The sequence below is a fragment of the Bifidobacterium vespertilionis genome, assembly GCF_008698145.1.
GTDB lineage: Bacteria > Actinomycetota > Actinomycetes > Actinomycetales > Bifidobacteriaceae > Bifidobacterium > Bifidobacterium vespertilionis.
Genome location: NZ_RZNZ01000011.1, coordinates 74,202 through 95,339, shown reverse-complemented (window position 1 = coordinate 95,339; position 21,138 = coordinate 74,202). Strand labels below are relative to the sequence as shown.

General features: G+C 67.9%; 7 protein-coding genes. 5 read left to right on the top strand and 2 right to left on the bottom strand.

Features of this window, described 5'->3' with window-relative positions; all coding sequences use genetic code 11:
* Positions 1 to 5: 5 nt before the first annotated feature.
* Positions 6 to 4,199, bottom strand: a complete 4,194-nt coding sequence (locus tag EMO90_RS08550; protein WP_150354155.1) for a PD-(D/E)XK nuclease family protein — start codon at positions 4,197 to 4,199, stop codon at positions 6 to 8.
* 135 nt (positions 4,200 to 4,334) lie between these two features.
* On the opposite strand from EMO90_RS08550, the gene EMO90_RS08545 reads away from it, so the two are divergent.
* The 5 genes from EMO90_RS08545 to EMO90_RS08525 all read left to right on the top strand — a co-directional run bounded on the left by EMO90_RS08545 (position 4,335) and on the right by EMO90_RS08525 (position 16,873).
* Positions 4,335 to 5,738 (top strand): serine/threonine-protein kinase, encoded by a 1,404-nt coding sequence (locus EMO90_RS08545; protein ID WP_150354154.1) that lies wholly within the window; start codon positions 4,335 to 4,337, stop codon positions 5,736 to 5,738.
* Positions 5,735 to 11,332 carry an Ig-like domain-containing protein gene (locus tag EMO90_RS08540; protein ID WP_150354153.1) on the top strand — a complete coding sequence of 1,866 codons (5,598 nt, stop codon included), beginning with the start codon at positions 5,735 to 5,737 and terminating at the stop codon, positions 11,330 to 11,332. Before EMO90_RS08545 ends, EMO90_RS08540 begins: the two co-directional genes overlap by 4 nt.
* Positions 11,333 to 11,835: 503 nt before the next feature.
* Positions 11,836 to 12,888, top strand: a complete 1,053-nt coding sequence (locus EMO90_RS08535) for an AAA family ATPase (RefSeq protein ID WP_223849765.1) — start codon at positions 11,836 to 11,838, stop codon at positions 12,886 to 12,888.
* A gap of 17 nt (positions 12,889 to 12,905) precedes the next feature.
* The gene (locus EMO90_RS08530; RefSeq protein WP_190972014.1) at positions 12,906 to 14,141 is read left to right on the top strand and encodes a DUF58 domain-containing protein; all 1,236 of its coding nucleotides are present in this window, start codon (positions 12,906 to 12,908) and stop codon (positions 14,139 to 14,141) included.
* Positions 14,142 to 14,254: 113 nt separating this feature from the next.
* Complete coding sequence (locus EMO90_RS08525; protein WP_190972013.1) at positions 14,255 to 16,873, top strand: DUF3488 and transglutaminase-like domain-containing protein; 2,619 nt, start codon at positions 14,255 to 14,257, stop codon at positions 16,871 to 16,873.
* A 62-nt stretch (positions 16,874 to 16,935) separates the two neighbouring features.
* Here the strand turns inward: EMO90_RS08525 and EMO90_RS08520 are convergent, their stop codons facing one another.
* The gene (locus tag EMO90_RS08520; protein ID WP_223849764.1) at positions 16,936 to 21,123 is read right to left on the bottom strand and encodes a DNA-directed RNA polymerase subunit beta'; all 4,188 of its coding nucleotides are present in this window, start codon (positions 21,121 to 21,123) and stop codon (positions 16,936 to 16,938) included.
* Positions 21,124 to 21,138 lie beyond the last annotated feature (15 nt).

Sequence of the window (21,138 nt, the reverse complement as noted above, 5' to 3'; positions counted from 1 at the left end):
TTGCCTCACTTCGCTTGCTGCACTTCGTAGACGGTGTCCATTTCGCCGGAGCATGCCGGGCACACGCCCAGGCACCGGCAATGGCGCTGATGGTCGGGTTGCGGTCGGGCCACGATCCTCGCGGATACGCTGGCGGCCGCGGCGTAGAACACGCGCGAGATCATGGTGAGCGCCCACACGGCGTGCGTGCCGCGTAGCCCCGTGAACCGCTCCCAATCGGCCGCGTCCACGCCCTGAGGGGGCGTTTCGGGCAACACATCCGCGGAGTCGAACAACCGCTTCATGTCCTTGAAGAAATACCGCGGCGCGAATCCGGTGGCGTTGAGTGACCCGCCCGTGAACAATGGCGGCTGGTATGCGCTTTCGGCCCCGTAGCTGGTGGCCGGATAGGGGTTTTCGGCCACGTGGAACAGCGCCGACTGCGCGATGGCCGGTGCCTTGCGCAAGGCTTGGGCGCCGCGGGGCCCGCCTTCGGGAAAGGTGAGGCCGAGCTGGTAGCACACCAGCTGCAGATCGCCGAACAGCTGCGGGATGCCGGGCTTGTGGCCGGTTTTGTAGTCGATCAGCCGCACGTGCGTAGAGCCGTCCGCCGTCACGCGGGTCTCCGCGCGGTCGATACGCCCGGCCAGCCGGATGGTCAGATCGTCGCCGATCGCCTCGGGCCAGCCGCCCACCAGCGCGCCCATGATGGCCATGAGCGTGGGCCGGTCGATCGGCGTCATGCCGTCGATCGCGTTGTACGCGGCCAGGATGTCGTCGAAGCCGAAGCGGGCGGAGAATCCCATCTCGCAGTCGGCGCGCTCCAATCGGCCCACGGTGATGCTGTCCTCGTTCTTGGGCGGGTAACCGGCCGCATTGGAATCGGCGAAGTATGCGGCGATGTTGGCGATCATGCCGGCCGCATCGGCGTCGTGGCGTGCGGCGATGTAGCGTTCGCGCACGTCGTCGATCGCGTTGACGTCCGGCTTGAGTTCGTCGTAAATGGCTCGCATGCGTTCGGCGATCGCCTCGGAGGAGAGCCCCGCGCCGGGCATGTCCAGTCCCTCGGCACTGGCCTGTTGGGCGACGGCGTGCATGATCGTGCCGAATCCGGCCGCCGCCGCTTCCCTGCGCGGGCCGGCGAACCGGTTCTCCAGCAACCAGCACACCGGGCATGCCCATAGCCCGTCCACGGCCGACGGCGACAATGTGACCAATCTGCCGGATGAGTGTTCATCCGTCAATGCATGCCCGTCCACAAACGCATGCTCGATCACAGACGCGCGCTCCGGTCGCGGCACGAACGCCCACTCCCCGGGATCGGCGCTCGTCACCCCATGCGAGGCCAGCAACGCCAGCGTTTCAGCGGCATCCTCCACCGCCGGGGCATCACGCCCGGCGGTGTCCGCATCGCCGTCCGGACAGGCGTCCGAACCCATCGCGGCACGGACCAGCGCCACGCGCGCCGCGGTCACCAGACCGCGTGGATCGGCGTCGAGTCCGGCGTATGCGCCCCCGTCGCCCACCTGCGTGTACACGGGCTTGTCTCCGCGCGCGTACCGTTCGGGCAGGAAGTCGTACAGGAAATCGGAGGGAGCGAGCTCATCGCTCATCACCGCGCTCAGATGCACGGCGCTGCGGGCACGGGTCAGCGCCACCAGCAGGCTTTTCGTCTCCGCGTACAGCACCGACGCCAAACGCGGACTGCGCACCACGGCGCCCGGCGCCGGCGCGTCCATGTCCGTCAGCCGGCCGCGCAGCATCACATCCGCCAGATCCTCGCCGCCGAACATGGTGTTGCGCGAGGCGAGGTTGGGCCACACATCCTGCTGCACGGTGGGGATCCACACCAGATCCCAATGCCGTCCGGCCGCGCCCGCAGGCGTGGTGAGCGTTACGGCCTGCTCCACCGGCGCCACATGCGCCAGTGAATCGGCCTCCACCTGCATGGCGCGCACCTGATCGATGAAGCCCATAATGTCCCGGTCCGCAGTAGAGTCCGCGGCGAATTGAAACAGGCGCATGGCCACGTCGAGACGATCGTTCGCCGCCCTGCCAGCCTCCGTGTTGGCGAGCGCGAGCCGCTGCCAGCGCCGGTCCACGCCGCACGCCGCCCAAGCCGCCGCCAGCACGTATTGCGCCTCGCGGTTGGAAAGCGCCGCCACACTGCGCGCAGTGTCGCCGACGATCCGCCACACCCGCTCGAAGGCCTCGGCATGGCCATCCGCCTGCCCCGGCCGCGACCCGCAAACCGCATGGATGGCCGCAAGCGCGTCCGCGGCGGCATCCGGATCGAAGGCGAGCATCAGATACAGGGCATCCCTGCCGAAATCCGGCGATCCGCCGCGATCGTCCGCATCCGGTTCGGCCGCCTGTCCGGCAAGACCGTCATACACCGCGTCGTCCACATCGATCCGCGATGTCGCCGCAGTCGCCCGAGCCATCCGGGCGGCGTCGAACCGCTCGCGCAGATGCCGCCAGTCGACCATCAGTCTGGGCAGACCGCCCTTTGCGGCCTCGTCGCCTTGCGTGGCGGCGGCATTCGCCAAGGCGTCCCGCCCGATCACCGCGGCCAGCGATTGCAGCGCATCCATCGCTGATTCCGCCACGGACAACCGCGCCGGATATCCTTCGTTCCGATCGGTCGCCCCCACGGCCACCAGCGGGCTGTCCATGATCGCCGCGACGCGCGAGCGCACGTATCCGGCGGCCTGCCCCGGTTCCATGCCCAGTCCGCCGATCCCCCGATCGCGCAGCCGCGCGAGCTCCACAACCGCGAACAGCCCGGCCACGAACGGCTCGTCCTTCAGCGGTCTGGTGACAGACGAATACGCCACCGGCACGCCGTCGCGCCGCAGACGCTCTCCGATCAGCCGCACGGTGGCGTTGTCGTGCGCGATCACGGCCATGTCGTTCCAGTCCCGCCCGTCCAGATGCGCGCGTTTGATCCGCCACACCACATCGTCCACTTCCTCGCGCGGACTGCGGTACAAGGCGCAGGTCAGGCTGCGGTCCTCCGCATACCCGGTCTGCGGGGCAATGGGCCATGCGCCCGGCAACACGGGGAGTTTGCCGGCGCGCTTCGGCACCGGAATCGAATCGGGTTCCGGGGACAGAATGGACAGGCTTACGCGCGCGGACACCAGATCTAAATAACGTGGGGTGATGGGGGAAACGGGGGATGGTGTGTCTGGCGTGTCGGCGTTCTCCGCCACAGTCTCCCCGTGCTCGATGCGCACGCTGCGCACGCCGTCCCAGGAGCGGATGGCGGCCAGCATGTACTCGGGGTACGATCCGCGGAAACTCTGCACCGACTCATCCGGACAGCCCACCAGCGCAAGACGGCATCCGGCGTCGCGCAATGCGGACACGAACGCCAGCCCGGCCAGGGTGAGGTCCTGCACATCGTCGACCACAGCAAGCCGCGGCAGATCGTCGGAGCCCAACCGTTCCACGGCCGTCGTGCCCTCCACGAGCAGACGGGACGAATCCAGGCGGTATTCGCCCGGGTATTTCGCCCCGATCGCCGCCACGTATTCGCGTCGCAAGGCGAACGCAAGCCGCCACTGGATGGTGAGCCGGCTCACGCGCAGTGTCGACGCCACCGGCGCATCCGGCGCGGTCCGGGCGGTGAGCGCGGCGATGATCTCCTCCTCGCGCGACTGCGAGGCACCCAGTTCGTTCATACGGGCAAGCATGTCGCGCAACTGATCCACAAAGGCGTCGGACATGCCCCGCTCGAACAGCGCGTCGGTTGCGCCATCCGCCGTATCCGCGTCCGGCCGCATCACCAGATCCGCCCACCGGTCGGAAGCGAAATAATGCGCAAGCAGCCCGCAGGTGGGGCATTCCGCGCTCTCCCCCGCCATCGCGTGCCGCACGTGCGCGGCCGTCACGCGACGCAGCAGCGCGTCCTGTTCGGCGCCGTTGAGCAGTCTGGGGGCCGACTGCCCCGCGCGCCTTCGCACGGCCGCGATGAGCCGGAACGCGATGGCGGACAGCGTGGTGACCGGTCTGGCCTCGGGCGAGGTGCCGATGGCGCGGATCACCCGGTCGGACAGGCTGTCCGCGGCCTTGCGCCCGGACACCGCCATCAGCGCCCGGTCCGCGCCGTATGCGCCAATCCCGTCCAACAGCATGTTCAGCGCAAATTCGGTCTTCCCGCTGTTGGGCGCGCCCACCGCCAGCAGCGTCATCCACCCATCGTCAAGATTCGCCATGCTCCCAGCCTAGGCCAACCCGTGGCGATGCAGGGACGGCAATTCACCGCATCCCCCATATCCCCTTTTCCCCCTGATTGTCCCGCTTGTTGTCTCTGATGAGGGCACGCGAGCCGCATCAGGGAGGGGACGACCATGACTTCATACGCACAGAGCCGGCAACCATCGCAACAGCCGCCGCACGGCTACGAGCTCATTCGCAGGATCGGAGGAGGGGCGACGGCCGATGTGCTGCTATGCCGTCCCATGCCGCCCGTCCCATCCGCCGGCCCCGCTTCCGGGTCCAACCCGGTGGCGGTCAAGCTGAGCCGGCGACAATCGGACCGGACCACTGCGGAGCGGTTTCGCGCGGAGGCCGCGTTTCTGGCCAGACTGTCCCTTCACCCGCACATTCTGACGATTCTCGGTTCCGGCGTCACCGACGACGGGCGGCCGTTCCTGGCCCTCGAATATGCGCCGCACGGCAGCCTGCGCGATCTCATGGCCGTGCGGACGTTCAGTCCCGCGCAGACAGCGGATCTGGGGATCCGGATATCCGGCGCGCTGCTCACCGCGCACCGGACCGGCATCACCCACAGGGACATCAAACCGTCCAACATTCTTGTCGGCGCGGACGGCTTGCCCAGACTCGCGGACTTCGGCATCGCGGCGGGCGTGTACGACGGCGCGACGGCGACCGGCTTCTCCACGCCTTGGGCGGCTCCGGAGGTGATCGCGGGGCTCACCGGCGGCAGCGAGGCGTCGGACCTGTACGCGCTGGCGGCCGTGCTCTATGCCGCGTTGGCCGGCGCATCGCCGTACGAATATGGATATGCGCCGCACGATGAGGCCGAATTGGAGCGATGCGTGCTCGAACATCCTCTGCCCGAGCTCAAACGCCCCGATGTTCCACCTTCGCTGGCCCGCGCATTGGAGCTCACCTTGAGCAAGGATCCGGAGCGCCGACCGTTTTCGGCACTGGAATTCGCACGGCAATTGCAGCGGATGCAGGGTGCAATGGGCGTCCCCGTCACCCCGCTGGTCGCGGACGGCGTTCCGGCGATGCCCGCGCGGATGGCTTCGCGCGCCGCAGCCGTGGGTTCCGCTTCGCGAAATCGCCGGAATCGGGCCGCGCACGCGGCCGCGCGCAAACGTGGGTCACGCGGGCTTATCGTCGGCGTCATCGCGGCGACCGTGTCGCTGCTCATGATCATCGCCACGCTGGCATGGCTGGCCATGCCCCGAGCGGATTCGGTGCCGGCTCCGGACATCGTCAAAGCACCGGGGCCGCAAGTGGACGAGCCGACGCCCTCCGCCACGCTGCCATCGGACTCATCGTCCCCGGACCCTGCGCCGGCGGAACCGGCATGGCCCGATCCGGCGGGCATCATGCCGGACGCCATCCCCATGCTGCCGGATCAGGAACCGTCGCAGCCCATCCCGTCGCCGTCGCCGGATGACTGGCCCATCGGCGGCGACGCCCTGTCGATCGGCCTGTTCCATCCGTCCGTGCCGCATGGCCCCTGCACCGCCCCCTCCGCCGAAGGAGTCCGATCATGAAGCCGCTGCTGCACCGTCTGCGGGCCATCGCCCGCCGCTGGGCCGCTCCATGCCTCGCGCTCGCTGCGCTGCTGTGCATCGTCATCGGCACGATCATCGTCACATCGGTCAGCCGCCAGCGTCTGCATCTGGACGACGGAACCGTATGGGTCACGTCGCTGGCCAACCGCAAGGCCGCCCGTCTCAATGTGCGGGCCGGCGAAACGGATGCCACGATCGACGCCTCGGCGGCGCGGTTCGACGTCCTGCAGCAGGGCGACGGAACCGTGCTGGATGATGGCGGCGACCTCCATGCGATCAGCGCCGCCACCGCACGATCCGAAAGCGTCGCCATTCCGGGGGACGCCGATGCGGTGGTGTTGGGCGGGAATGCCATCGCAACGTTGGACGGCGATTCAGGCGCCGTGCGCATCGGCACCCTGCCCACCATGGCCGGCGTGGACGCCGATGGGCCCGTTCGCACAGAGCTGGGCCGCGGCGGACGCATCGCAGCCGATTTTACTGGCGTAATCTACGGCTACCGGCCGGTGGACGGCATGGTGCTTGCCATGCGCGCGGACGCCGGAGATCCGCCACAGGAGCTGGGATCCCTGTCCGGGGGCGAATCGCTGTACGCCGACGGCTTCGGCGTGGTGGACGGCGTGCCGATCGTCCTGTCCGGCGTGGAGGTTCGATGGCCGGGCGGCTCGGTGGAATTGGACGTCGATGCGTCCGTCCCGCCCGTGCTGCAATCGCCGCCGATGGACGACTCCCAGCGCGGTTGGGTCGCGGTCGGTCACGCGGGTTCCCTGAGCGTGGTTGATCTGCACACCGGAAGCGTGCGTTCCCTCGCAAGCGGCGGTGCCGGAAAACCCGCCACGCCCGTGTCCGTGGAAGGCTGCGTGCATGCCGCATGGGCGCAGCCATCAAGCAATCATCTGGCATTGTGCGCCCCGGACGGGGAGGCGTCGTTCGGCACGCTGGACGACGTGAATGAATCGTCGCAACTGGTGTTTCGGGCCAACCACCGACTGGTGACGCTCAACGACGTCGCGGCGGGCAGCGTATGGGATCCCGCCTCATCGGCCAGCAGGATCGCGATCCAATGGGACACCAAGCAGGATGAGGAGCAGCCCAGCAGTGACGCACCGGCTCAATCGGCGCGCTACCGCAGGGAGTTCAGGACCTCCTGCTCCGCTCAATCTGGCCGGATCCGCGCGGCGGACGACGATTTCGGCGTGCGGGCGGGCGCAAGAGCCTCGCTTGACGTACTGCGCAACGACGAGCAGACCGACTGTTCGGTGCTGCGCATCGTCTCCGTGGGTTCCCTGAGTGATCCGGCGGCGTCCGTCGCGCCGGTGTACGACGGCCGCCAGCTGCAGTTCGACGCTTCGCGCGCCACGCCAGGTGCCATCACCTTCTCCTACGTGATCGACGACGGGCGGGGGCAGACGTCGTCGGCCCGTGTGACCGTGCGCGTGCAGGCCGGTGGCGAGGGGGCGCCCAACACCGCACCCCGGCAGGTTGATGTGCCGCCTGAATACGATGTGGAACAGAACGCCCTGCTGGAAATCAATGCGCTGGCTGGCTTCATGGACGAGGATGGGGACCGGATCGCGCTGGCCGGCGCACGGACGGAACGGGCCGGCGAGGCCTCCGTGGCCGCGCGCCCGGACGGCAAGCTCACGTTCAACGCCGGTTCCCTCGTCTCGGGGCACGTCGCCGTACAGCTGTCGGTATCCGACGGTCGAGATCAGGGTGCCGGCGTGCTGTACATCACCGTGCATCCCCGCGGCGCATTGGAGCCGACGCTTGATCCGCTGATCGTGAACGCCGCCGTGCAGACGGAGACGACGATCGATCTGGCCCCTTACGTGCACGGTTCCTCGTCCAGTCCGGTGACGCTGGTGAGCGTGGAGGCGCCGGATGGGGCATCGGCGACGATGGATGGCGGCAAGCTGATCTTCTCGTTCCGAGCGGGCACGCCCGGAACCTATTATGTGCCATACGACGTATCCCAGGGGAGGCCCGCCGCATCCGGACTGGTCCGGGTGGAGGTTTCAGCGCCATCCGAGGAGACGTCCGATCCGATTGTGGCCAATGACGTGGCGCTGCTGGACACCGATCGGACGGCCATCGTGGATCCGTTGGCCAACGACGACGATCCGATGGGCGGCGTGCTCGCGGTCACCGATGTGGATGCAAATCCCGCCGGCGGATTGTCCGTGGCGGTGGTGGACGGACGCCTGATCAACATATTCGCCCGCCGGATCCCCGCGACACCCGTCGAGGTGGCCTATACCGTGGCGAATGCGCATGGCGAGGGCCGTGGGACGATCGTCGTGATGCCTCCGATCTCCGGGGATGAGAACGGTCTGGTGCGGGCGAATGACTTCGAGGTGTCGGTGAGAACGGGCGGCATCGTGTCTGCGCCGGCGATCCGCCATGCCTCCCACGCCGAAGGCGACCGCCTGCGCCTCAGCCACGATCTGCAGCCCGATGACGCCGACGGCGGATTCCGCGGTCTGGCGTTCGTTTCCGATGACGCCGTGCGGTACCAGGCGCCGGAGGAACCGGGCGAATACCGCGTGCGCTACACCGTGGCCGACGATGCTGGCCATACGGCATCCGGCACCGTGACGTTCGCCGTGCATGCGGCCGATGCGGATCACAAGCCCGCGCCCCGTCCCCAACCAGTGGAGGCGCAGGTGGCTGCGGGCGGGACGGTCGTCATCCCCATAGGGCTCGAGGGCGTGGACCCGGACGGGGACGATGTCACGTTGCTTGGCCTAGGCAATCGGGCCCCGCGGTTCGGGCGCATCGTGGAGGTGAACGCCGATTCGCTGACTTACGAGGCGTATCCGGATTCGACCGGCACGGATGAGTTCGATTACGCCGTGGAGGATTGGACCGGTCAGCGCGCGCAGGCGAAGGTGCGCGTCGGCGTTGTGGGCCGCAGAGAGCGGACCGGCGTGCACGCCCGCGACGATGAGGTGATACTGCGCCCGGGCACCGACGCCAGCGTGAATGTGACGGTCAACGACATCGCCGATGGCGAGCTGACCGTCGATCCGGCCGTGCAGGCCCAGGGCGTCGCCGACGCGTCCGTGCAAGGCAGGGACATACGGTTCACCGCGCCCGATCGGACCGGCGTCGCATACATCACGTACACGGTTCGCGACGAGGTCGGGCTGACGGATACGGCCACACTCGCCATCCGCACGGACCCGGACGTGCCGATCGAACCGCCCACCGCCTCCGACTACCGCGTGCCGGCCGCATCGACCATCGGCAAACGCGACATCGAAGTGGACGTCTCCGCCTGGATCGCCAACCCATCGGGTTCCGCGGCCGATCTGACCGTGGGGGTGCATGATTCGGCCGCCGGCAGGGCTCGGGCCACCGGCGCGACCACGATCCGCATCACGCTGACCGATCGCGCCGGCGCGGTGCCGTACACCGTCACCAATGCCGCCGGTCTCACCTCCATGGCGTTCATCCACGTGCCGGCGTATGGCGTCTTTTCCCCGACCCCTCGGCCCAAGGCGCCGCAGCTCGTCATCAACGCCCATGAGACGCTGACGATTCCGATCGCCGATCATGTTCGGGTGGGTGCCGGCAAAACCGTCCGCATCGAATCGCCCGAATCGGTGAGCGCCACCAAATCCGACAGCTCCGGCCTCTATGTGGACGACCGCACGCTGCGATTCGCGCCGCAGGAAGGGTATTCGGGACCAGCGTCGATCACATTCACCGCCACGGATGGACGTGCGGACGGGAGTGCGAATGGCAACGGGACACCGCCCAACCGTGCGGTGATCACGCTGCCGATCACCGTGGTCGGCAGTGTTGAGGCGCCACCCGCGTTCTCGCCGACGACCGTGGACGTGTCGGCAGGAGAGCCCGCCACCATCATCGACCTGACCTCATTGACCAAGGCGCCGCTGGGTGCCGACGCCGGTCTCTACCGGTACGCCATAGCCCCCACGGCGCAGTATGCGCGATCGCTGGATATTGCGGTCAGCCCGGATGGCGAGCTGACGGTGTTCGCGAAACGCGACGCGGCGGCGGGGACATTGGTCTCCGTGCCCATCGACATCACCTATCCGGCGGGCACGGTGCACGCAGGCCTGACCATTCGCATCGTCGCGTCCCGCCGCCCGTTGGCGCGCATCGGCGAGCGCGCGGTCAGGGCGTCGGCCGGCACACCCATGACCATCGATGCGCTCGCGGATGCGTACAACCCGTTCCCCGACGAGCCGCTGACCATCGTCGAGGCACGCGCCGAAGGTCTGGAGGGACTGGACGTGCGGATCGAATCGGGCGGCCGACTGGTCGTCACGCCGGGCGGGCATGCGGGCGAAGGGGTGATTCTGGCGAGTGTGGAGGACGGCACGCATGCGCTGGAACGGCGGGTGACCGCAACGATCCGTATCGCGGTGATGGCGGCGCCCGAACCCCCATTGCTGGCTCCGGTGGCCGCCGCCGCGCATGACGGGATGGTGGAGCTGCATTGGACGCCGGGCAATGCCAACGGCAGTCCCATCACCGAATACCGGGTGGAGTACGAGGGCGGTTCGACCGGCAGCAGAGATTGCGGGACGAACACCTCATGCCGGATCGAAGGGCTCGTGAACGGACGGCTCCACCGTTTTGTCGTCAAGGCGCGCAACGAGGTGGGCTGGTCCGCCCCGTCGAACACGGTCGAGGCGACGCCCGATCGAGTGCCGTCGGCGCCACGGGACGTGCGCACAACCGCCGGATACCATCAAATTCTGGTCGAATGGTCGCCGCCGCGCTATGAGGGAACGGCTCCGGAGGCCTATGCCGTGGCATTGCATGGACCGAACGGATTCGAAATGAGGATCGATGCGCCCGCCGGCTCGTCGCAGGCGCGGTTCGAGATACCGGACGCCGCGATCTCGGACGGGGTCTCGTTCACCGCCACGGTGGCGGCGCGCAATTATGTGGGCGAGGGCGAGGCCAGCGGTCCCAGCGCACCGGTCATGCCGTGGGGCGATCCCGAGCCGCCCGAAGTGACGTTGGTGCGGGTCCCACCGGTGTCAACATCTCCGGGAGCCGACACAGGGCCCGGCGCATCGCCCGGCACCGGTTCGGGCTCCCCGTCCGGGCAAGCCAAGCCCGACGGGCCAGCCGACACCAATGGGCAATCCGGTTCCGTGACCTTCGGCGTGACCGTCACGCTGCGCAACCTGCGCAACGCCGGATGCGCCTCGCTATCCGCAACCGGCTCCGGAGGCGACCGCCGGCTGGACTGCAGGATCCCGGTCAACCGATTCACCTTCACCGCAGCCAACGCCCCCGCAGTCAACGGAACACTCACCGGGAACCCCGCCACGCCGGATGCCTCCATCACGGTCATGCTGGAAACCGTCCAACCCGGTCCACGACCGGTCACGGTAAGCGCAGCAGTGGGGCCGCGCGGATCGGCTTTACCGTTCTCTCGTGCCGTGCGGTCGCCGTTCGACGCGGAGGGATTGCCGTCCGGCATCCGACGATTCAGCGGCGGCGATTCCGCCCAGTCCGAGACCATGGCGCTCCTGTCGGCACACTCACCGGCGCTTTCGCCGATTCAGCAAAGGAGTCTGCAATGAATGCGTTGTCCTCCAACAGGTCTGGCACCGGCGCGTTCGTCATGGAGCCGCTGGTGGTTCCCGGACATGGTGCACCCAGCGGACATGGTGTGCCCAGCGAATATGGTGTGCCCGGCGGATATGCAGCCGACGACGCGCGGCCCGGCGAGTTCCCCTCCGGCGGTCATCCAACCGGCATTCCGGACGCGGACGCCACACGTATGCCCGACGAAACGCGGATCACCGCGCCACGGGCCATTCCCCGGCATTCGCGACCGTCGGCCCGCCGCGGCGCCAAATCGTTCGATCTCAATCCCTCGGGCCCAATCGGAGTTCCATCTCCACGCCCCGTTCCGATGGACGACGCAACGCGCGTCGGTGCGCAAGCCGGCATGCGGGTCGGCGCGCAAACCGCTGCACAGACCGGCGTACAGCAAGACGGCATGCCGGCTTGCCGCGGAAGACATGCCAGCGAATCGCAGACCGGCGCAAGCCCTGCGCAACCCGCACAACCCGCACAACCCATGTCCTCGCTACCAATTACGCAATCCCCGCCCCGAGCGCTGACCGACGCCGATCTGTATCTCTTCCAGCATCACGTCGATCTGCTCGTCAGTGGAATCGGACGCACGATCGTCGGCAAGGAGGAGCCGATCCGGCGCAGCCTGATCGCACTGATCGCCGGAGGACATCTGCTGCTGGAGGACGTGCCGGGCACCGGCAAAACCCAATTGGCCAGAGCCATCGCCCGATCGTTGTCCGTGCCGTTCAAGCGCATCCAGTTCACACCGGATCTGCTGCCGGGAGACGTGACCGGCGTCACCGTATACGATCGGCACACCGGAGGGTTCTCGTTCCGCGAGGGCCCGGTGTTCGCATCCGTGGTGCTGGCCGACGAGATCAACCGCGCGTCCGCGAAAACGCAATCTGCCCTGCTGGAGGTCATGGAGGAAGGCGGCGTCACCGTGGATGGCGTCACGCACGCCGTGCCATCGCCGTTCCTGGTGATCGCCACGCAGAATCCCGCCGATCAGCTCGGCACCTACCGGCTGCCCGAGGCACAGCTGGACCGTTTCCTACTGGTCACCTCACTCGGGCACCCGGGACATGAGGCCAGCATCGACATCCTGCGTCGCCAAGCGGCCGAGCGGGCCGGATCTGGTGCATTGCCTGAAAATCGGGACCTCTCCCAGAGTGGAGACTACGATCACAGCTCAGCTTCGACGCTGACCGGCGACGATGTGCTGCGCATGCGAGCGGTGGCCGCGCACGTTCATTGCAACGATCGCGTGCTCGACTACATCGTGCGCATCACGGAGGCCACACGGCATCACGAGGCCCTGTCCGCCGGCTCATCCATTCGCGGCGCGCTGGCTCTGGACCGATGCGCGCGGGTGCTGGCGGCCATGGAAGGGCGTCCGTACGTCACCCCGTCCGATGTGGCGCAACTGGCGGTGCCGGTGCTCGCCCACCGCATCGCCGTGACCTCCGACGCGTCATTCGACGGGGTGTCCGCGGCCACGGTCATCACCCGGATTCTCGACGAGGTGCCGGCACCGACCTTGGAGGGGCAATGATGCAAGGAATCATGGATATGGCGGCCCGCCTGACGCCACTTGCCCGTCTGACGCCATTGGGACGTCTGGCGGCGATCATGGCCGCCGCGGATCTGCTGGTCTTCGCCGCACTGCAATGGATCGAGGCGCTGGCCGGGGCAACGATGCTCATCGCGATGCTGGCCGTCGCGCTCATGATGACCATGGGCGGCACCGGGTATGAAGCGTCGATCGCCCCGGGGTCCACGCGCATGATCGTCGGCGAGCGCACCGGCATCGAGATACGGCTGCGCAATCCCGGTGCCGGACCGATCGGCGGCGCCGTTGGTCTGCTGTCCGTATCGGAGGGAGGAACGACGACGTCGCGCCAATGCCAGCTGCCGTCACTCGGCGCCGGACGAACCGCAACGGTCAGGGTGCCGTTCGACGCAACGGCCCGCGCGCAGGTGGGCATCGGACCGTTGACCATCCGCAGGGGCGATCCGTTCGGTCTGGCACGGCATGACCATCGGCTGGCCGGCGCCAGCATGCTGTTCGTGCACCCGGCCGTGGTGCCTCTGCCGGGCGGACCGCACGCCGGAACCGCGGATGACGAAGGCGAACCCAATGGCCGCACCGCCACGGATTCGCCTGATTTCCAAGGATTGCGCACCTATGCGGACGGCGACGACATCCGACGGGTGCACTGGTCCGCGAGCGCGAAGGCCGGAACGCTGATGGTCCGCCAATATGCGGCCGCGCAGCGGGACGGGATGGACCTCGCCTTGGATACAAGGCCCGGATCCTATGCCAGCCCGGAGGAATTCGAGCTTGCCGTGACCATATTCGCCTCGATCGGCGCGCAGTACCTGCGATGGGGGCAGGATGTGGCCGTCCACGCCGACCCGTTGCATCCGCACCCGTCGAGCGCCACGGCATTGCTGGATATGTGCAGCGGGATTCCCCCATTGGCGGGCACGGAGGCAGCCGACCTCACGGCCGGCAATCCGGCCGGCGAATCGGCACCGCACCGGGACATCCGGCGGCTGTGGGGATTGCGACCGGCGACCGCACCCGCAACGATTCGCTGTCTGGTGACCGGCTCCCGCACCACGCTGCCCGATGCGGTCCGCATGATGGCATCAGAACCGACTGCGCACGGCCGGCTGCTGGTTCGGATTCATGCCGGCGCGGCCCGCACGGTGGTTCGGCGCCAGAGCTGCAGCGTGGCGACGATCGGCGATCCGCGCGATCTGACGGACATGTGGGCGACGTGGATGGGGGATTGGTCATGACGAGCCCGCTCCCCCGTTCGGGCCACACAGCCCGTTCCTTTGACTGCGCAGCCCGTTGCACAGGTCGCACGCACCACGCCGCAGGTCACCTGCGCGTTCCTCGCCTCCCGATCATGCACATGGTGATCGTCTGCGCCACGCTCATCGCCATGAGCCCGCTGATTCCGGTGTATGGATCGGTCTGGCTATGGGTGCTTGGCGGATTGCCCGCCGCCGCGCTCGGTTGTCTGGCCGCCGCATTGGGGTCCCCCGGACGCCGCTGCTGGATGCAGCCGTTATCGCTCGCCATCGCGCAGGGGGCGATCGGTCCTTGGGTCGCATTCATGCTGTCTGCAAATGCCGCCGGCGGACCATTGGATCTCCAGACAGCGGTCGATGTGGTGCGCAATGGGTGGATGACGACCTTGGGATCGTTCAAACTGCTGATCGCGCTCGCCCCGCCGGTGGACAATATGGACGGCGCGTTGATGGCCCTATGGACGATGGCGCTGTTCACGTCGTATCTGGCCGCGGTCCTTGCCGCAAGCACGCGCAATCCGGCCGGCGGTTGGGCTCTGCTTCCGCTGTGCGCGGGATTCGCCGGGGCCGCGCTGCTGGGAGCCGGAACCGGCTGGCATCCGGTTGGCACCGGGCTGGCGTTCACGTCGCTCATGCTGGTGTGGCTGGGTTGGCACGGCGGATGGCTGGAGCCCGCACGCTGGCGTTCCGCCGGCGCAATGGCATCCGGGACCATGGCCGTCTCCATAGTCGTCGCCCTTGCCGCAGGGCCGACGATCGGACCGGGGCGGGTGACGCTGCGCGATCATTACAACCCGCCGCTGTACATGGCGGATCGGGTCAGCCCGTTAAGCGGCATGCGAGCGATCGTGAAGCGCCACCGCGACGATCCGGTGCTCACGGTCACCGGGCTTCCCGCCGGTGCGCCGGTCCGTCTGGCCGTCATGGATGCGTTCGACGGCGATGTGTGGAATCTGTCCGGCGACGACTCCGGCCGATCATCCGGGGAATTCCGCCGTTCCGGCATGCGCGTGGACGCCGGCGGCGGGACGGGCGGCGCAATGGGCGATGCAACGGGCGGCGGGCAAGCGGGTACGCCATTCCGAGCGACCTTCACCATCCGCGGCGACTGGGACGATCATTGGCTGCCGCTGGCCGGCAACGTCCGCACGGTGGAGTTCGACGATCCACGCAACGCCGGCATGTTCCACACCAATGCCGTAACAGGGACCGGCCTGCTGACCGGCGATCTGACGGATGGGTTGCGGTACGTCGAATCGGGCGTGCTGCCTAGAGCCGCCGCCGGCGATGCGCGAATCGGTGCGAATGCGGACGCCCGGGACGATGGGACAGGCTCCAGCGACGGGACCGGCTCCGAAGACGTTCTGGTCATCGCAGGCGATCGGATCGACATGCGCGCCCTTGCCGAAGCCGACGCCGGGACAGTCGATCTTCCCGAACCCGTTGATGTGCCGGATTCGGTACGCACGTTCGCCTCCGCGACGGCCGGCGGCGAAGCCCATGCGGGTGCGAAGGCGATCGCGCTGGCCCGGTCACTGCAGCGCATGGGATGGTTCTCCCGCGGTCTGGGCGACGACTACCCCTCACCACCCGGCCATGGCAACCATCGCGTGGACATGCTGCTAGGAGGAGGCATCATGGTGGGCGACAGCGAGCAGTACGCCTCGGCCATGGCGCTGATGGCAAGGGAGCTCGGCATCCCATCGCGCGTGGTGTATGGCCTCCTGCCCAAGGACGATGACGGCAGACCATCCGCCGCGCGCACCGAGCGGACGCCCGACGGCTCCGCATCGGTCACCTTCACCGGACTGGACATAGCCGCATGGACGGAGGTGAATCTGAAGGGCTTCGGATGGGTGGCGTTCCATCCCACGCCATCGGAGACCAAGCATCCCGACCAAAGCCAACGGACGGCGGCTTCCGAGCCGCAGACGCTGGTGAGACAGCCGCCGGTGCCTTTGACCGAACCGCTGCGGGACCGAACCACGGTCGCCGGCCGAACGGCGATCACCGGGGACGATGCGGAGCCGCCCGACGATGGCGACGCCCGATGGCAGGCCGTGCGCCGGACCATCATGCTCGTGCTGATTTACGGCAGCCCACTATGGCTGTTGATCATGGTGATCGGCATGATTGTCGCCGCCAAGGCGCTGGCAGTGGCAATAGCGCGGCGACGCGGCTCCCCCGCACGGCGCATCGCGCAAGGCTGGTATGCGATCCGGCTGCTCGCCTACCGATGCGGTGTCCGTGAGGCCGGGTCGGGGGCGGGAGGGGCACCGGAGATAGCACGGGCGATCGCGAGGGGGCTGACCGCCGGCGGCCCGGCGCAGAAAGCGCGAGGGCAGGGCCTGGAACGGGAGGCGCAGGGGCAGGGCTTGGAACCTGCATTGCTGGATCTTGCGCGGGATGCGGATCGGGCGGCCTTTTCCGGCGAGGCGGTCACCGAAGGCCAAGCCCGCCGATTCTGGAGGTCGGCGGATCGGGCACGACGGATGATGCTGCGCTCCCTGCCGTGGCCGCGTCGGTGGCTTGCACGTCTGTCGCCATCACGGCCCGTATCCCGTGGCGCGACGTCTCATTCTGCCGCGTCATCCCCTCCAGCATCACGCCTTCCGCATCTTCCGCATCTTTCGGCGTTGGTTCCTCCAACGCCGCTAAAAACGCGGAAGACCCGCCGTGCGGCCGTCCGCCGGAAAGGCGGTCGGACCACATGACGGGTCTTCATGGCGAACATGCCGCATCCCCAGACGGGACGGCATCCGGTTCGCCGACGGTGTTACTGCTGGTCGCCGTCGGTGTCCTGATCGGCGTCCTGATCGGCGTCCTGATCAGCGTCGGAACCGGCATCGTCGGAGCCAGCGGCATCCGAACCGGCGGCCGGCGCATCAGCGGTGTCATCGGATTCGCCGCCGAAATCAACGTCGTCCGCGCCGAAACCGTGGTCGAGATCGCCCTCGTCCAGGCTGGTCTGGCCACCTTGGTCGTTGAGGAAGTCGTCCGGGTTGAAGTCGTCGCCGAGCTTGAGGTCGCCGAAGTCGATGTTGGAGAAGTCCACATCGCCCAGATCGGCGTCGGACAGGTCCACATCGCCGGCCGCGTCGTCCCCGCCCAGACCGAAGTTCGGGTAGATCGTGTCGCGGATGGCCTTGTCGGGCTCGACCACGGCGTTGCGGTAGCGGGCGAGGCCTGTACCGGCCGGGATGAGCTTACCGATGATGACGTTCTCCTTGAGGCCCTTGAGGTCGTCGACCTTCTGGCTCAGGGCGGCTTCGGTGAGCACGCGGGTGGTCTCCTGGAAGGAGGCGGCGGACAGCCACGAATCCGTGGCCAGCGACGCCTTGGTGATGCCCATGAGCTCCGGACGGCCGGCCGCGGGCTTGCCGCCGTTGGCGACGGCCTCCTTGTTGGCCTCCTTGAAGCGCGCCTGATCCACCAGCTCGCCCGGCAGCAGGTTCGTGTCGCCGGAATCGATCACGGTGATGCGACGCAGCATCTGGTGCGCGATGACCTCGATGTGCTTGTCGTGGATATCCACACCCTGGGAGCGGTACACGGTGTGCACCTCCTCCACGATGTTGACCTGAGCGGCGCGCGGTCCGAGGATGCGCAGGATCTTCTTGGGATCCACGGAACCCTCGATCAGCTGGCGACCGGCCTCCACGTGCTCGCCATCCTGAACCATCAGCGGAGCGCGACGGGTCACCGGGTAGGTAATCGGCTCGACCGACTGGTCGTCCGGGGTCAGCACCACCTGGCGGCCGCGATCGGTGTCCTCCACCTTGACGGTGCCCGGGTACTCGGCGATCGGGGCCTCGCCCTTAGGCGTGCGGGCCTCGAACAGCTCGGTGACACGGGGAAGACCCTGGGTGATATCGGAAGCCGAGGCGACGCCGCCGGAGTGGAAGGAACGCAGCGTCAGCTGGGTACCGGGCTCGCCGATGGACTGGGCGGCCACGATGCCCACGGCCTCGCCGACGTCCACCAGCGTGTTGGTGGCCAGCGACCAGCCGTAGCACTTGGCGCACACGCCGCGCTTCGACTCGCAGGTCAGCACGGAACGGCACTTGACGCTCTCCACGCCGTGCTTGACCAGATCGCGCAGCACGTCCATGGACAGGGCGTCGTCGCGCTTGTACAGCACAGTGGTGCCGTCGGCCGGGTCGATCACATCGGCCGCGAGCAGACGGGAGTACGGACCGCCGTCCGCCGCCTTGACGAGCACCAGATCGCCGTTCTCGTCGCGCTCGGCCACCTGGATGGTCAGACCGCGCTTGGTGCCGCAGTCCTCCTCGCGCACGATGACGTCCTGGGACACGTCCACCAGACGACGGGTGAGGTAACCAGACTCGGCGGTACGCAGTGCGGTATCCGCCAGACCCTTGCGGGCGCCGTGCTGGGAGATGAAGTACTCCAGCACGGACAGGCCGTCGCGGTAGTTGGACTTGACCGGACGGGGGATGATCTCGCCCTTCGGGTTGGCCACAAGGCCACGCATGCCGGCGATCTGGTTGATCTGCATCATGTTTCCTCGTGCACCGGACTGCACGATGATGGCGAGGTTGTTCGACGGATCGAAGTCGTGCTCCACGGCCTTGGACACCTCGGCCGTGCACTTGGTCCACAGGTCGATGAGCTCCTGGCGGCGCTCGTCCTCGGTCATAAGACCCATCTCGTAGTTCTCGTTGACCGTGGCGGCCTCGGACTCGTACCGGGCGACCAGCTCGTTGCGGTCGGCCGGCTCGATGACGTCGGAGAACGCGAAGGACACGCCGGACCACGGCGCGCGGGTGAAGCCCAGATCCTTCAGCGCGTCCAAGGACGCGGCGACCTGCGCGGTGGTGTAACGGGCCGCGATGTCGTCGACGATCTTGGCCAGACGCTTCTTGCCCACCTGCTCGTTGACAAACGGGTAGTCCACCGGCAGCGTGTCGTTGAACAGCACGCGGCCGTACGAGGTGGCGAACAGCACGGTGCCGTCGTGGAAGCGCTCCTCATGGACGGTGTCCGGGCTGCCCGGCTCCGGGTCCACGACCTTCAGCTCGCCCGGCTCCCAGTCGGTGGGCAGGCAGAAGTCCTTGGGCAGACGGATCAGCACCTTGGCCTGCATGTCGATGTCGTGGCGGTCCAGCGCCATCTCGGCCTCCTCCAGGGAGGAGAACACGCGGCCCTGGCCCTTGGCGCCCTCCACCACGGTGGACAGGTAATACAGGCCCAGGATCATATCCTGCGACGGCATGGTCACGGTGTGGCCATCGGCCGGCTTGAGGATGTTGTCGGACGCCATCATGAGCGAACGGGCCTCGGCCTGGGCTTCGGCGGACAGCGGCAGGTGGATGGCCATCTGGTCGCCGTCGAAGTCGGCGTTGAAGGCCGCGCAGGCCAGCGGCGGCAGGTGGATGGCCTTGCCCTCCACCAGGATCGGCTCGAAGGCCTGGATGCCCAGACGGTGCAGCGTAGGCGCACGGTTCAGCAGCACGGGATGCTCGGAGATGACCTCCTCGAGCACGCCCCACACCTCGGAGTCGCCGCGGTCCACCAGACGCTTGGCGCTCTTCATGTTCTGAGCGTAATTGAGGTCCACCAGACGCTTGATCACGAACGGCTTGAACAGCTCGAGGGCCATGGGCTTCGGCACGCCGCACTGGTGCATGCGCAGCGACGGGCCGACCACGATCACGGAACGGCCGGAGTAGTCGACGCGCTTGCCCAGCAGGTTCTGACGGAAGCGGCCCTGCTTGCCCTTGAGCATGTCCGACAGGGACTTCAGCGGGCGGTTGGAGGCGCCGGTGACCGGACGGCCGCGGCGGCCGTTGTCGAACAGGGAGTCGACGGCCTCCTGCAGCATGCGCTTCTCGTTGTTGAGCATGATCTCGGGGGCGCCGAGCTCGATCAGTCGCTTCAGACGGTTGTTGCGGTTGATCACGCGGCGGTACAGGTCGTTGAGGTCTGAGGTCGCGAAGCGGCCGCCGTCCAGCTGCACCATCGGGCGCAGATCCGGCGGGATGACCGGGATCACGTCCAGCACCATGGCCTCCGGCTTGTTGCCGGTGGACAGGAAGGCGTTGACGACCTTCAGGCGCTTGAGGGCGCGGGCCTTGCGCTGGCCGGAGCCGGTTTCGATCTCCTCGCGCAGCTGCTTGGACGCGGCCTCGAGGTCGAAGTCCTGCAGGCGCTTCTTGATCGCCTCGGCGCCCATGCAGCCCTCGAAGTAATCGCCGTAGCGATCCTCCATCTCGCGCCACAGATCGACGTCGCCCTCCATGTCGCCGGGCTTGAGGCCCTTGAAGCGGTCCCACACGGCGTTCAGGCGCTGGATCTGGTCGTCGTAGCGCTGGCGGATGGCCGCCATGTCGCGCTCGGCGCCGTTGCGCAGCTTGGAACGGGCCGGGCCCTTCGCCTCGCCGGCGGCCTCGAGGGTCGCGAGATCCTCCTCGACCTTCTTGGCGCGCTCGCCGATCTCGTTGTCACGACGCTTGGCCAGGCTCTCGACCTCGTGGTCGAACTCCTCCTGCAGATCGGGCAGATCCTGATGACGCTGCTCCTCGTCCACCTTGGTGACCATGTAGGCGGCGAAGTAGATGACCTTCTCCAGGTCCTTCGGCGCGATGTCCAGCAGGTAGCCCAGACGGGACGGCACACCCTTGAAGAACCAGATGTGCGTCACCGGGGCGGCCAGCTCGATGTGGCCCATGCGCTCGCGGCGCACGCGGCTGCGGGTCACCTCGACGCCGCAGCGCTCGCACACGATGCCCTTGAAGCGCACGCGCTTGTACTTGCCGCAGGCGCACTCCCAGTCGCGGGTCGGGCCGAAGATCTGCTCGCCGAACAGACCGTCCTTCTCCGGCTTGAGGGTGCGGTAGTTGATGGTTTCGGGCTTCTTGACCTCGCCGTGGCTCCAGCCTCGGATGTCGTCCGCGGTGGCCAGGCCGATCCTCAGTTTGTCAAATGCGTTGACGTCCAGCACTGTCTATTGTCCTGT

What these genes read in the sequence shown, in the direction of transcription:
- EMO90_RS08535 (WP_223849765.1), top strand. Translation starts at nt 11,836, where the DNA reads ATGTCCTCGCTACCAATTACGCAATCCCCGCCCCGAGCGCTGACCGAC.
- EMO90_RS08545 (WP_150354154.1), top strand. Translation starts at nt 4,335, where the DNA reads ATGACTTCATACGCACAGAGCCGGCAACCATCGCAACAGCCGCCGCAC.
- EMO90_RS08530 (WP_190972014.1), top strand. Translation starts at nt 12,906, where the DNA reads ATGGCGGCCCGCCTGACGCCACTTGCCCGTCTGACGCCATTGGGACGT.
- EMO90_RS08550 (WP_150354155.1), bottom strand. Translation starts at nt 4,199, where the DNA reads ATGGCGAATCTTGACGATGGGTGGATGACGCTGCTGGCGGTGGGCGCG.
- EMO90_RS08525 (WP_190972013.1), top strand. Translation starts at nt 14,255, where the DNA reads ATGCACATGGTGATCGTCTGCGCCACGCTCATCGCCATGAGCCCGCTG.
- EMO90_RS08540 (WP_150354153.1), top strand. Translation starts at nt 5,735, where the DNA reads ATGAAGCCGCTGCTGCACCGTCTGCGGGCCATCGCCCGCCGCTGGGCC.